Annotated in this window: 13 protein-coding genes; 9 read left to right on the forward strand and 4 right to left on the reverse strand. The window is 68.5% G+C overall.

Annotation, left to right across the window (positions count from 1 at the left end; all coding sequences use genetic code 11):
* Positions 1–43 precede the first annotated feature (43 nt).
* Positions 44–1,345: a THUMP domain-containing class I SAM-dependent RNA methyltransferase gene (locus U5809_RS31655; RefSeq protein ID WP_282506715.1), complete on the forward strand. Its 1,302-nt coding sequence runs from the start codon at positions 44–46 to the stop codon at positions 1,343–1,345.
* Between the two features lie 96 nt (positions 1,346–1,441).
* Here the strand turns inward: U5809_RS31655 and U5809_RS31660 are convergent, their stop codons facing one another.
* Together U5809_RS31660 and U5809_RS31665 are read right to left on the reverse strand one after the other, a co-directional pair.
* The gene (locus tag U5809_RS31660; RefSeq protein ID WP_322089415.1) at positions 1,442–1,906 is read right to left on the reverse strand and encodes an SRPBCC family protein; all 465 of its coding nucleotides are present in this window, start codon (positions 1,904–1,906) and stop codon (positions 1,442–1,444) included.
* The gene (locus tag U5809_RS31665; protein WP_322089416.1) at positions 1,899–2,231 is read right to left on the reverse strand and encodes a winged helix-turn-helix domain-containing protein; all 333 of its coding nucleotides are present in this window, start codon (positions 2,229–2,231) and stop codon (positions 1,899–1,901) included. The genes U5809_RS31660 and U5809_RS31665 overlap by 8 nt, the downstream gene beginning before the upstream one ends.
* 168 nt (positions 2,232–2,399) lie before the next feature.
* On the opposite strand from U5809_RS31665, the gene U5809_RS31670 reads away from it, so the two are divergent.
* Both U5809_RS31670 and U5809_RS31675 read left to right on the forward strand, forming a co-directional pair.
* Positions 2,400–2,804, forward strand: a complete 405-nt coding sequence (locus U5809_RS31670) for a VOC family protein (RefSeq protein WP_282506712.1) — start codon at positions 2,400–2,402, stop codon at positions 2,802–2,804.
* Positions 2,805–2,877: 73 nt separating this feature from the next.
* On the forward strand, positions 2,878–3,564 hold the full coding sequence (locus U5809_RS31675; protein WP_069746174.1) for a helix-turn-helix transcriptional regulator: 687 nt from the start codon (positions 2,878–2,880) through the stop codon (positions 3,562–3,564).
* Positions 3,565–3,648: 84 nt separating this feature from the next.
* Here the strand turns inward: U5809_RS31675 and U5809_RS31680 are convergent, their stop codons facing one another.
* A complete protein-coding gene (locus U5809_RS31680; protein ID WP_322089417.1) occupies positions 3,649–4,572 on the reverse strand; it encodes a carbon-nitrogen hydrolase family protein in 924 nt (307 codons plus the stop codon).
* A gap of 80 nt (positions 4,573–4,652) precedes the next feature.
* On the opposite strand from U5809_RS31680, the gene U5809_RS31685 reads away from it, so the two are divergent.
* The 4 genes from U5809_RS31685 (at position 4,653) to U5809_RS31700 (ending at position 9,228) form a co-directional block, all read left to right on the forward strand.
* On the forward strand, positions 4,653–5,573 hold the full coding sequence (locus tag U5809_RS31685) for a LysR family transcriptional regulator (protein WP_322089418.1): 921 nt from the start codon (positions 4,653–4,655) through the stop codon (positions 5,571–5,573).
* Between the two features lie 247 nt (positions 5,574–5,820).
* Positions 5,821–6,330 (forward strand): NUDIX hydrolase, encoded by a 510-nt coding sequence (locus tag U5809_RS31690; RefSeq protein ID WP_176050505.1) that lies wholly within the window; start codon positions 5,821–5,823, stop codon positions 6,328–6,330.
* Entirely contained in the window at positions 6,327–7,490 is a 1,164-nt protein-coding gene (mnmA, locus tag U5809_RS31695) for a tRNA 2-thiouridine(34) synthase MnmA (protein ID WP_322089419.1), read from the forward strand. The genes U5809_RS31690 and mnmA overlap by 4 nt, the downstream gene beginning before the upstream one ends.
* Before the next feature lie 118 nt (positions 7,491–7,608).
* Positions 7,609–9,228 carry an FMN-binding glutamate synthase family protein gene (locus tag U5809_RS31700; protein WP_282506707.1) on the forward strand — a complete coding sequence of 540 codons (1,620 nt, stop codon included), beginning with the start codon at positions 7,609–7,611 and terminating at the stop codon, positions 9,226–9,228.
* A gap of 109 nt (positions 9,229–9,337) precedes the next feature.
* Here U5809_RS31700 and U5809_RS31705 read toward each other — a convergent pair whose 3' ends face one another.
* Positions 9,338–9,952 carry a glutathione S-transferase family protein gene (locus U5809_RS31705; protein ID WP_282506706.1) on the reverse strand — a complete coding sequence of 205 codons (615 nt, stop codon included), beginning with the start codon at positions 9,950–9,952 and terminating at the stop codon, positions 9,338–9,340.
* Between the two features lie 183 nt (positions 9,953–10,135).
* Between U5809_RS31705 and U5809_RS31710 the strand changes: the two genes are divergently transcribed.
* Both U5809_RS31710 and U5809_RS31715 read left to right on the forward strand, forming a co-directional pair.
* Positions 10,136–11,521 (forward strand): aminopeptidase P N-terminal domain-containing protein, encoded by a 1,386-nt coding sequence (locus U5809_RS31710; protein ID WP_322089420.1) that lies wholly within the window; start codon positions 10,136–10,138, stop codon positions 11,519–11,521.
* A 37-nt stretch (positions 11,522–11,558) separates the two neighbouring features.
* Positions 11,559–12,279, forward strand: a 721-nt coding sequence (locus U5809_RS31715) for an FAD-dependent monooxygenase (RefSeq protein ID WP_322089421.1), incomplete at its 3' end; no start/stop codon positions are given.

A 12,279-nucleotide genomic window follows, 5' to 3' on the forward strand; every position in this document is an offset into this window, starting at 1 on the left:
CGCCGCGTACAATGGTGGACTTTTGCACGTCCTCACCCGCCTTATGTCCTCGCCCACCCTGTACGAATTCTTCGCCCCCTGCCCGCGCGGCCTCGAAGCGGCGCTTGCCGCCGAGCTAGTCGAAATCGCCGGCCGCCACCTGAACGGCGCGCCGTTCACCGCGGGCGCGCAGGTGCCGGGCGGCGTCCATTTCAGCGGCGGCTGGGCTGCCGGCATGGCCGCGAACCTCCACTCGCGGATCGCGAGCCGGGTCCTGCTGAAGATCGCGCACCGCGCGTACCGCAACGAGCAGGACGTCTACGCGCTCGCGCTCGAGCAGCCGTGGGAGCGCTGGTTCGCGGCCACGCAGACGCTGCGCATCGACATCACCGCGATCAAGTCGCCGCTGAAGAGCCTCGAATTCGCGACGCTGCGCGTGAAGGACGCAATCTGCGACCGGATGCGCGACAAGACCGGCGCGCGCCCGAGCATCGACACCGGCGCGCCGGACGTGCGCGTGTTCGCGTTCCTGACGGCCAACGAGTGCACGCTGTACCTCGACACGTCGGGCGAGCCGCTGTTCAAGCGCGGCTGGCGCCTCGACAAGGGCGCGGCGCCGCTGCGCGAGAACCTCGCGGCCGGCATCCTGCGCCTGACGGGCTGGACGCCCGGCACCGCGCTGTACGACCCGATGTGCGGCAGCGGCACGTTCCTCGCGGAAGCCGCGCAGATCGCGCTCGGCGTGGCGCCCGGCGTCGAGCGCCGGTTCGGCTTCGAAAAACTCAAGCAATACGACATCACCGCGTGGCAGGGCCTGAAGGTCCCGGCGCTGGACGCGAAGCGCGCGGCGCGCGGCAAGCGTAACGAAACGCTCGGCGTGTACGGCAGCGACATCTCCGGCGACATGCTCGAGAAAGCGCGCGCCAACCTCGAGCGCGCGGGCGTGCCGTCGGTGTGGCTCAAGCAGGTCGACGCGCGCGGGATGACACCGCCGTGCGACGCGCCGGGCATCATCCTCGCGAACCCGCCGTACGGCGAACGGATCGAAGTGCGCGGCCGCAGCGCGCGCGGCGAGGTGCGCGAGACCGGCCGCAACCGCGGCAACGACGACGCGTTCCGCCGCACGCACACCGACGCACCGGACAGCGAATTCTTCAACGTGCTCGGCGATGCGCTGAAGCAGCGCTTCACGGGCTGGCAGGCGTTCCTGCTGACGTCCGACCGTTCGCTGCCGGGCCAGTTGCGCCTGCGCGAATCGGCGAAGACGCCGCTGTTCAATGGCGCGCTCGAATGCCGGCTGTTCCGTTTCGACCTGATCGCCGGCAGCGTGAAAGCGCGCCCGGCCGCGCCGGAAGGCGACGCGTAACCTGCATCATGATCGCCATGGGGCCGCCGGCGCGGCCCCGCAGCGGCACCCGAAACGCCGCCGTGACCGCGTCCGCGGCAACGGCGGCGTTTCGTTTCAGTGCTTCGAGCACTCCCAGCGCCCCATCGTGAACGGCAGCGCCTGCCCTGTCTCGAGCAGTGTCTTGAGGCTCGACAGCACGACCGGCCACCCGCCGCGAATCCCGCGATCCATCTCCGAACCGGGCACGAGCCCGCCGTGCGTGACGGTCAGCTTCACGACGCCTTCGTGCGGCTCGACGACGTAGGTCACGCGCGACTCCCCGCTCTCCCCCGACGGCGTCCGCCACGTGACGACCAGCCGGTGCGGCGGATCGTTCTCGACCACTTCGCCGACGATGTCGACCCGCGCGGGATCGTCGTAATCCTGATGTTCCCAACGCGAACCCGGCTGCCAGTCGGGCGACGCGTTGCGATGCCGCACCCAGTAGTCCTTCGTCAGCTCGGCATTGGTCAGCGCATCGAACACGCGCTCGGGCGTGGCTGCGATGAAGGTCACGTACACAAAGGCGGGATTACCCATCGTCGTCTCCTGACTCGCGGGCCGCTTCCAGCCCGCGCTTGAGATCCGCCAGCGCTTGCAGGCGCTGACGCTCGAACTTGCCGATCCAGCGTTCCGCGATGTCGTGAATCGGCACCGGATTCAGGTAATGCAGCTTCTCCCTGCCGCGCCACGTCGTCGCGACGAGGTTCGCGGCCTCGAGCAGCGCGAGATGTTTGCTCACGGCCTGCCGGCTCATCGCGAGCCCGTCGCACAGCTCGGACAGTGTCTGGCCGTTTTTTGCGTGCAGCAGGTCCAGCAACCGACGGCGCGTGGCATCGGCCAGCGCCTTGAAAACGAGATCCATGCCGCTCCCAGGTCAATGGCTTTATTATGCAACCAAATGGTTGCATGTCAAGGGTGACAACTCTACTGACAATACGGTGTCAGCAGCCGGCGATCACACTGCAATCCCGGCGCAATGCAGGCTGGTTTCCACACCGAACCCGAACAACAACGCAACAAGGAGCTCGTCATGACGTCCGCAACGGCCACCGCAACCCTGGAACGCGCGATCGCGTGGTTCGACATCCCGTCCCTCGATTTCGAACGGGCAATCCGCTTCTACGAAACCGTGCTGCAAACCACGTTGCAGCGGGAAATCATCGGCGGCGTGCCGATGGCCACGTTCGATCGCGATGCGTCGAGCACCGGCGGCAGCATCGTGTTCGATCCGCAGCAGATGAAGCCGAGCGCGAACGGCGTGCTCGTCTACCTGAACGCCGGCGAATCGGTCGTCGCGGCGCTCGAACGCGTGAAGCGCGCGGGCGGCGTCGTGCAGGGCACGGTCGTCGAGCTGCCGAACAACTACGGCTACGTCGGCTACCTGATCGACACCGAAGGCAACCGCGTCGGCCTGCACGCGCCGAAATGCCACTGAGCGCAGCGGTCAGCGGGCCGGCGCGGCGCTATCATCGCGAAGTCCCCGTAGCCAGAGGAATCGAGGTGCTGTCATGACCCGCCGTGCCGACCGCCTGTTCCAGATCGCCGAGCTGTTGCGCGGGCGTCGTCTCACGACCGCGCAGCAGCTGGCCGACTGGCTGTCGGTGTCGCCGCGCACGGTCTATCGCGACGTGCGCGACCTGCAACTGTCAGGGGTGCCGATCGAAGGCGAAGCCGGCATCGGCTACCGGCTGAACCGCAATGCGAGCCTGCCGCCGCTCACGTTCACGGCCGAGGAGCTTGCAGCGCTCGCCACCGGCGCGCGGATGCTCGAAACCTGGGGCGGTGCGCGCTTCGCGAGCGGCGCGCGCTCGGCGCTCGCGAAGATCGCGTCGGCGATGCCGGCCGACAAGCGCACGGCACTCGACCGCCTGCCCGTATTCGCGCCGTCGTTCCACATCGACGAGACGTTTTGCGCGAAGGTCGACGCGATCCACCAGGCCATCGACACGCGCCACGTCGTCAGCTTCGGTTATCGCGACCGGCTCGGCGCGCATTCGCAACGCCGCGTATGGCCGCTCGGGCTCGTCTACTGGGGCGGGCGCTGGACCATCGGCGCGTGGTGCGAGCTGCGCGACGATTTCCGCACCTTCGACATCGCGCGGATGGGCGACATCACCGTGCACGAGCAGTTTCCGGACATGGAGGGACGGCGGATCGCCGACTACATGCGGATCGCGGAAGCGCCGATGCGCTGACCAAGCACGGTGGCGGGCGCGAGGCTGCGCGCCGCCGCCGTTCGTTCCCCAAGGGCCGTCGTGCGGCGCCCGGCCCTTCCTGCCTTACCCGCCGAACACCACCGGCCGCTTCGGCCGCTCGTCGACGTGCAGCGAAAACACGTCCGCCCGCGCGTAGTGGCCGACGACGTCGAAGTCGTAACGCGCCCGCACGAGTTCGTCGGTATCGATGCGCGCGGTCACGAGCCCGGCCTCGCCGATCAGCGGCTCCGTCAGCAGGTCGCCGAGCGGCCCGACGATCACGCTGCCGCCGCGGATCAGCGGCCGCTCGGGATCCCAGCCCGGCACATCGATGCCGAGCGCGCGCGGCGACGGCTGCACCTGGCACGCGCTCACGACGAAGCAGCGCCCTTCATGCGCGATGTGCCGCATCGAGCTCTGCCACAGGTCGCGCTCGTCGACGGTCGGCGCGCACCAGATCTGCACGCCTTTCGCGTACATCGCGCAGCGCAGCAGCGGCATGTGGTTCTCCCAGCAGATCGCGGCGCCCGCACGGCCGGCGCCCGTTTCGACGACGGGCAACGTCGAGCCGTCGCCCTGCCCCCAGATCAGCCGCTCGGTGCCGGTCGGCATCAGCTTGCGGTGCTTCGCGACGAGCCCGTCGCACGGATCGAGGAACAGCGCCGTGCAGTACAGCGTGCTGCCGCCGCGCTCGATCACGCCAACCACGAGGCTCGCGCCCGTGCGCTGCGACAGCGCGGCCAGCTCGTCGGTTTCCGGCCCCGGCACGTCGATCGCCTGCGCGGCGTATCGCGCAAACGCGTCGCGGCCTTCGGGCAGCCGGTAGCCGAGCCGCGTACCGAAGATCTCGCCTTTCGGATAGCCGCCGAGCACGGCCTCGGGCAGCACGACGAGCGACGCACCGCTGTCGCGGATCGCGGTTTCGTAGCCGAGGATCGTGTCGAGCGTGGCGCGCGTGCCGGCGGGCGATGCGCCGATCTGCAATGCGGCGATGACTGACGTGGACATGGTGGCGACTCCGGTGAATGGGGTGCCGCCATCTTTATCGATAAGATGTCATCGATCAAATCGATAGAAAGATATGTGTCATGAATGCGGATGATATCGCCGGCCTCGACCTGAACCTGCTGAAGGTGTTCGAGGCGCTGTACGAGGAAGGCGGCGCGAGCCGGGCGGCACTGCGGCTCGACCTCACGCAGTCGGCCGTCAGCGCGGCGCTGGCGCGGCTGCGCGTGATCTACGCCGATCCGCTGTTCGTGCGCACCGGCCGCGGGCTCGCGCCGACGCCGCGCGCGGACGAACTGAAGCCGATCCTGTCCGATGCACTCGACCGCTGCCGCGAAAGCCTCGCGATCGCGGCCGACAGCGGCGATCGCGTCGGCCGCACGATCTCGGTCGGGCTGTCGGACGACTTCGAGATCGCGCTCGGCCGCGCGCTGATCGACGCGGTCGCGCGGGAAGCAGCAGGCATCCGGCTGATCTTCCGGCAGACCCACAGCGGCATCGCCGGCGATGCGCTGCTGCGGCACGGCGTCGATCTCGCGATCGCGTCGGGCGGGTTCTCGGCGAGTGGGCTCAGCCGGCGCGCGGTCGCGACGGGCGGCTATGCGTGCCTGATCGATCCGGCCGCCCGCACGCGGCCGCCGCGCACGCTGACGCTTGCCGATTTTCTGCAGCGCGATCACCTGCTCGTATCGTCGGGCGGCGTGATCGGGATCGTCGACGAGGCGCTGGCCGCGCTCGGCCACAAGCGGCGCGTCGCGGCGTCGACCACGCATTTCGCCGCGCTGCCGTACCTGCTCGCCGGTTCCGACGCGGTGGCGACGATTCCCGCGCATGCGGCGCGCGCGATCGCGCAATCGACGCCGCTGCGCGCGCTCGCCTGCCCGGTCGATCTGCCGCGCTATCCGGTGGAAATCGGCTGGCGCACGAGCACGCAGCGCGACCCGGCAATCGTGCGCGTCCGCGACACGATCGCCGCGTGCGTCGCGCGCCTCGTCGAGCCATGAACGAAAGCGCCGCGGCGTCGCCAGCGCGCCAGCGGCGCGTGCCGCGCACGCACGACCCCGCGTTGACGCCGCATTTCACGCTGGGCGACGGCCGTGCCGCCACGTTCCGCACGATCGATCGTGCGCGCATGCCGCACCAACCGGGCCCGCGTCGCAGCACATCGGCAGGACGCAAGGCTTACGGGGTCGGATTCACTTAACGAGAGCGGCCGGCAGCGTTCAGTCGCAACCGGTAAAATGCCGAACCATGAAACCCGAAATCTGGACCCCGCATGTAACGGTCGCCGCGCTCGTCGAGCACGCCGGCCGCTTTCTCGTGATCGAGGAGGAAACCTCGACGGGCCTGCGCTTCAACCAGCCGGCCGGCCATCTCGAGGCCGGCGAAACGCTGGCCGACGCCGTGATCCGCGAAACGCTCGAGGAAACCGCGCACCCGTTCACGCCCGACGCACTCGTCGGCGTCTACCTCGCGCATTACGACCGCCCCGGCACCGCCGGCGCGACCTACCTGCGCTTTACGTTCTGTGGCACGGCCGGCGAGCCGGTCGCGGGCCACGTGCTCGACGAAGGCATCGTCCGCACGCTGTGGATGACGGCCGACGAACTGCGCGCGTGCAGCGAGCGGCATCGCTCGCCCGCGGTCATGCGCTGCGTCGACGACTATCTCGCCGGGCGGCGCATTCCGCTCGATTTCGTGCATACGCATTCGGTCGCGCCGCGCCCCGAAGCATTCGAACGTCAGGCGGTCAACAAATGAGCAAGCGCCGAGTAGTAGTGGGCATGTCGGGCGGCGTCGATTCGTCGGTGACCGCGTGGCTGTTGAAGGAACAGGGCTACGACGTGGTCGGCCTGTTCATGAAGAACTGGGAAGACGACGACGACGGCGAATACTGCTCGACGCGCCAGGACTGGATCGACGTCGTGTCGGTGGCCGACCTGATCGGCATCGACGTGGAAGCCGTCAACTTCGCCGCCGAATACAAGGACCGCGTGTTCGCCGAGTTCCTGCGCGAATACTCGGCCGGCCGCACGCCGAACCCCGACGTGCTGTGCAACGCCGAGATCAAGTTCAAGGCGTTCCTCGACCACGCGATGTCGCTCGACGCGGAAATGATCGCGACCGGCCACTATGCGCGCGTGCGCGAGCGCGACGGACGCTTCGAACTGCTGAAGGCCTTCGATCATACGAAAGACCAGTCGTACTTCCTGCACCGGCTGAACCAGGCGCAACTGTCTAAAACGATGTTCCCGCTCGGCGAGATCCCGAAGACGAAGGTGCGCGAGATCGCCGCCCAGATCGGGCTGCCGAACGCGAAGAAGAAGGATTCGACCGGCATCTGCTTCATCGGCGAACGGCCGTTCCGCGATTTCCTGAACCGCTACCTGCCGACGAAGCCCGGCCCGATGAAGACGCCCGACGGCAAGGTGGTCGGTGAGCACATCGGCCTCGCGTTCTACACGTTCGGCCAACGCAAGGGCATCGGCCTCGGCGGCAGCAAGAGCGGCAGCGGCGAACCGTGGTTCGTCGCGGCGAAGGACATCGCGTCGAACACGCTGTACGTCGTGCAGGGCCACGATCATCCGTGGCTGCTGTCGCGCGAGCTCGTCGCCGGCAACGTGAGCTGGGTCGCAGGCGAGCCGCCGGCAGACGGCTTCGCGTGCGGTGCGAAGACGCGCTACCGGCAGGCCGATGCGGCATGCGTGATCGGCGCCGCCGCACCCGGCCCGGCAGGCGAAGCCCGCTTCTCGCTCGCGTTCAACGACGCGCAGTGGGCCGTCACGCCCGGCCAGTCGGCCGTGCTGTACGACGGCGAGATCTGTCTCGGTGGCGGCATCATCGAGCTTGCGGCAGCCGGCCAGCCCGGTCAGGCCGCGCCGACGGAAGGCCACGCGCCGGCACTCGCCGACGCACGCTGACACATATTCGGTTTAGACTTGCGCCACGCCGCGCCCGGCGGGACACGATTCCGCCGCGGCCGGCGCGCCGCCGCGCAGCGTACGCATGGCGGTATTTCAAGATTCTTACGGAGTCCCCATGCTTTCACGACGCTATCTGGCGATGTGGTGTGCCGTCCTGCTGCTCGTCGCGGCGGCCGCGCTCGCGTCGGCCCACATGCTTTCCTGGCTGTGGATCATCATCCCCGTCGCCCTCGTCGCGCTCGGCGTGTACGACCTGAACCAGGACCGTCACGCGATCCTTCGCAATTACCCGCTCTGGGGCCACTTCCGCTTCCTGTTCGAATTCATCCGACCTGAAATCCGCCAGTACTTCGTCGAGGACGACACCGACGAGAAACCGTTCTCGCGTGCGCAGCGCAGCCTCGTGTACCAGCGCGCGAAGAACGTCGCCGACAACCGCCCGTACGGTACCGAGCTGAACGTGAAGGCCGTCGCGCACGAATGGATCAGCCACTCGCTCGCGCCGACGAAGCTGCCGAACCACGATTTCCGCATCCGGGTCGGCGCGAATCGCGCGCAACCGTACGATATTTCGATCTTCAACATCTCGGCGATGAGCTTCGGCTCGCTGTCCGCGAACGCCATCCGCTCGCTGAACCTCGGCGCGAAGAAAGGCGGGTTCGCGCACGACACCGGCGAAGGCTCGCTGTCGAAGTACCACCGCGAGAACGGCGGCGACATCATCTGGGAAATCGCGTCGGGCTACTTCGGCTGCCGCAACGACGACGGCACGTTCAACCCTGACAAGTTCGCGAAGCAGGCCGCCGATCCGCAGGTCAAGATGATCGAGGTGAAGCTGTCGCAGGGCGCGAAACCCGGCCACGGCGGCGTGCTGCCGGCAGCGAAGATCACGCCGGAAATCGCCGAGACGCGCGGCGTGCCGATGGGCAAGGACTGCATCTCGCCCGCGACGCACTCGGAATTCTCGACGCCGCGCGGGCTGCTCGAATTCGTCGACCGGCTGCGCACGCTGTCGGGCGGCAAGCCGACCGGCTTCAAGCTGTGCATCGGCCATCCGTGGGAATTCTTCGGCATTGCGAAGGCAATGATCGAGACCGGCATCGTGCCCGACTTCATCGTCGTCGACGGCGCGGAAGGCGGCACCGGCGCCGCGCCGCTCGAATTCACCGACCACGTCGGCGTGCCGCTGCAGGAAGGCTTGCTGCTCGTGCACAACACGCTCGTCGGGATCGGCGTGCGCGATCGCGTGAAGATCGGCGCGAGCGGCAAGATCATCACCGCGTTCGACATCGCCCGCACGCTCGCGATCGGCGCCGACTGGGTGAACTCGGCGCGCGGCTTCATGTTCGCGGTCGGCTGCATCCAGGCGCAGCATTGCCACACCGACCGCTGCCCGACCGGCGTCGCGACGCAGGACCCGGTGCGCCAGCGCGCGCTCGTCGTGCCCGACAAGGCCGAGCGCGTGTACAACTTCCACCGCAATACGCTGCATGCGCTGCAGGAACTCGTGCAGGCGGCGGGCCTCGGACATCCGTCCGAGCTGCGCGCGCATCACATCGTGCAGCGGGTTGCGCCGCACGAGGTGCGGCTGATGTCGCAGTTGCTGAAGTACCTGAAGCCCGGCGCGCTGCTCGACGGCCAGACCTGCGGCTTCACGCTGTACGACAAGTGGTGGCCCATCGCACGCAGCGATTCGTTCACGCTCGGCGAAGCCGTGTACGCGTCGATCGAGTGACGCACGCGGGCCGCCCCGCTCACGCGGCGGCCCGCACGGCAAAAAAGAAAAGCGCCCCGCGGGGCGCTTTTCTTTTGTCTGCCGAATGCGTGAATGCGTGGCCGGCGGCTCAGTTCTGCGGCAGCGTATCGGCGAACGATTGCCGCTGCTGGAGCTTCACGAAATACTTGTCGAGGTTCGGGTGGCGGTCGCGCCAGTTGAGCTCGGGCATCCGGAAGTCGAGGTAGCCGAGCGCGCAGCCGAGGGCGATGTCGGCGAGCGTGTAATGATTACCGACGCACCATGTCTTGCCGCCGAGGCCCTGCGACATCGCGACGAGACCGTCGTCGATCTTGCGCTGCTGGCGCGCGATCCAGCTCGCGCTGCGCTGCGCCTCGTCGCGCATCGTGTGTTCGATGCGAATCGCGACCGCGGCGTCGAGGACGCCGTCGCCCAGCGCTTCCCAGCAACGGACCTCGACACGCTCGCGGCCCGACGGCGGAATCAGTTTGCCGACCGGCGACAGCGTATCGACGTATTCGCAGATCACGCGGGAATCGAACACCGCGGCACCATCCTCCATCACGAGGCACGGGACCTTGCCGAGCGGATTCGATGCATGAATATTCGTCTCCGGCGCCCACACGTTCTCGAGCTCCAGCTTGTAGTCGATCTTCTTTTCAGCAAGCACGATCCGCGCCTTGCGGACGTACGGGCTGCCGAGCGAACCGATTAATTTCATCATCTGCCTTCTTTTTGGGAACCGCCGAGAGTATACGTTGTCGCCGATCATAACCGGCCAGCGTCGCACGACAGAAAATCGGCCGTCGGGCCTGTGGATGGTTTGCAACAACCGCCGCGCGGGCCGTCCGGCGCGACTCGCCGCCCCTCTTTCACGCGCGGCGTCCCGCAGCGCTACAATCGCACGATGAATGCGCCCCTCGATACCGCCATCGCCGTCGACGTCTACCGCCAGCGCCGTGAACGCGTGCTTGCCGCACTGCGTGCCGCGGGCGGCGGCGTCGCCATCGTTCCCACCGCGCCGGAACTGCTGCGCAACCGCGATACAACGTACCCGTACCGGTTCGACAGCTACTTCCATTACCTGACGGGCTTCACCGAGCCGGATGCCGTGCTCGTGCTGAACGCGGCCGCACCGCACGGCGCGCCGGAGTCGATCCTGTTCTGCCGCGGCAAGAATGTCGACCGCGAGATCTGGGAAGGCTTTCACTACGGACCCGACGCCGCGCGCGACGCGTTCGGTTTCGACGCGGCATTCGCGGTCGACGTGATCGACACCGAAATGCCGCGCCTGCTCGCCGATGCCGGCACCGTGCACTACCGGTTCGGCGCATCGGCCGACTTCGACCGCCAGCTTGCAGGCTGGATCGATGCGGTGCGCGCGCTGGCACGCACGGGTGTCGCCGCGCCGGACGCGCTGCTCGATCTCACGCCGCTGCTCGACGACATGCGGCTCGTGAAGGACGAACACGAACTCGCGACGATGATGCGCGCCGCGCACATCTCCGCGCTCGCGCACCGCCGCGCGATGCAGGTGTGCCGCCCCGGCATCCGCGAATACGAACTCGAGGCCGAGCTGCTGTACCTGTTCCGCAAGCATGGCGCGCAGTCGCCCGCGTACGGCTCGATCGTCGCGGCCGGCGCGAACGCATGCGTGCTGCACTACCCGGCCGGCAACGCGGCCGCGCAGGACGGTGACCTGATCCTGATCGACGCCGCGTGCGAACTCGACGGCTATGCGTCAGACATCACGCGCACGTTCCCAGCCAACGGGCGCTTCTCGGCCGCGCAACGCACGCTGTACGACATCGTGCTCGCCGCGCAGCAGGCCGCGATCGATGCGACGCGCGCGGGCGTGCCGTTCGAAGCGCCGCACGATGCGGCCGTGCGCGTGCTCGCGCAGGGGCTGCTCGACACTGGCATCATCCCGAAGTCACGTTTCTCGACGGTCGACGACGTGATCGCCGAGCGCGCGTACACGCGCTTCTACATGCACCGCACGGGCCACTGGCTCGGGATGGACGTGCACGACTGCGGCGACTACCGCGAGCGGCTCGCCGCGCGCGACGGCAACGGCGCGCTGCCGTGGCGCACGCTGAAGCCCGGCATGACGCTGACGGTCGAGCCCGGCCTGTACGTGCGTGCCGCCGACGACGTGCCGCCCGAGTACTGGAACATCGGCATCCGCATCGAGGACGACGCGATCGTGCGCGAGCAGGGCTGCGAATTGATCACGCGCGGCGTGCCCGTCGACGCCGACGAGATCGAAGCGCTGATGCGCGCGGGCGCATGACCGGCCGCCGACCGTTACCACCGTTTCACGAATCAAGATGACGACCGCTTCCTCCCCGGCCACGCCGGACTACGACCTCGCCATCGTCGGCGCGGGCCCCGTCGGGCTCGCGCTCGCCGGCTGGCTCGCACGCCGCAGCGCGACGCAGCACGCATCGATCGCGCTGATCGATGCGCGCGAACCGGCCGCGAGCGCGAACGACCCGCGCGCGATCGCGGTGTCGCACGGCAGCCGCGTGCTGCTCGACACGCTCGCGTGGCCCGCCGATGCGACGCCGATCGAACATATCCATGTGTCGCAGCGCGGCCATTTCGGCCGCACGCTGATCGACCGCGACGAGCACGACCTCGCCGCGCTCGGCTACGTCGTGCGCTACGGCTCGATCGTGCAGGCGCTCGCGGGCGCCGTGCGCGGCACGCGCGTCGACTGGCTCACGTCGACCACCGCACGCGCGCCGCGGCAGGATGCCGACGGCGTCACGCTGACGCTCGACGGCCCGCAGGGCGAACGCACGGTGCGCGCGCGTATCGTCATCAACGCCGAAGGTGGGCTGTTCCACGAACAGCAGGCCGATACGGCCAAGCATCGGCGCGACTACGGGCAGACCGCGCTCGTCGGCACGGTCACGGTATCGGCGCCGCGCCCGAACGTCGCGTGGGAGCGCTTCACGCATGAAGGCCCGCTCGCCCTGCTGCCGCTCGGCGGGCCGCGCCAGGCCGACTACTCGCTCGTCTGGTGCTGCGCGCCCGACGAAGCGG

Origin of the sequence: Burkholderia sp. BCC1999 (assembly GCF_905339975.1) — a bacterium.
Lineage (GTDB): Bacteria > Pseudomonadota > Gammaproteobacteria > Burkholderiales > Burkholderiaceae > Burkholderia.

Excerpts from the sequence above, each read along its gene's own strand:
- U5809_RS31700 (WP_282506707.1), top strand. The coding sequence starts at position 7,609 with ATGCTTTCACGACGCTATCTGGCGATGTGGTGTGCCGTCCTGCTGCTC.
- U5809_RS31660 (WP_322089415.1), bottom strand. The coding sequence starts at position 1,906 with ATGGGTAATCCCGCCTTTGTGTACGTGACCTTCATCGCAGCCACGCCC.
- U5809_RS31665 (WP_322089416.1), bottom strand. The coding sequence starts at position 2,231 with ATGGATCTCGTTTTCAAGGCGCTGGCCGATGCCACGCGCCGTCGGTTG.
- mnmA (WP_322089419.1), top strand. The coding sequence starts at position 6,327 with ATGAGCAAGCGCCGAGTAGTAGTGGGCATGTCGGGCGGCGTCGATTCG.
- U5809_RS31680 (WP_322089417.1), bottom strand. The coding sequence starts at position 4,572 with ATGTCCACGTCAGTCATCGCCGCATTGCAGATCGGCGCATCGCCCGCC.
- U5809_RS31685 (WP_322089418.1), top strand. The coding sequence starts at position 4,653 with ATGAATGCGGATGATATCGCCGGCCTCGACCTGAACCTGCTGAAGGTG.
- U5809_RS31705 (WP_282506706.1), bottom strand. The coding sequence starts at position 9,952 with ATGATGAAATTAATCGGTTCGCTCGGCAGCCCGTACGTCCGCAAGGCG.
- U5809_RS31670 (WP_282506712.1), top strand. The coding sequence starts at position 2,400 with ATGACGTCCGCAACGGCCACCGCAACCCTGGAACGCGCGATCGCGTGG.
- U5809_RS31690 (WP_176050505.1), top strand. The coding sequence starts at position 5,821 with ATGAAACCCGAAATCTGGACCCCGCATGTAACGGTCGCCGCGCTCGTC.
- U5809_RS31710 (WP_322089420.1), top strand. The coding sequence starts at position 10,136 with ATGAATGCGCCCCTCGATACCGCCATCGCCGTCGACGTCTACCGCCAG.
- U5809_RS31655 (WP_282506715.1), top strand. The coding sequence starts at position 44 with ATGTCCTCGCCCACCCTGTACGAATTCTTCGCCCCCTGCCCGCGCGGC.
- U5809_RS31675 (WP_069746174.1), top strand. The coding sequence starts at position 2,878 with ATGACCCGCCGTGCCGACCGCCTGTTCCAGATCGCCGAGCTGTTGCGC.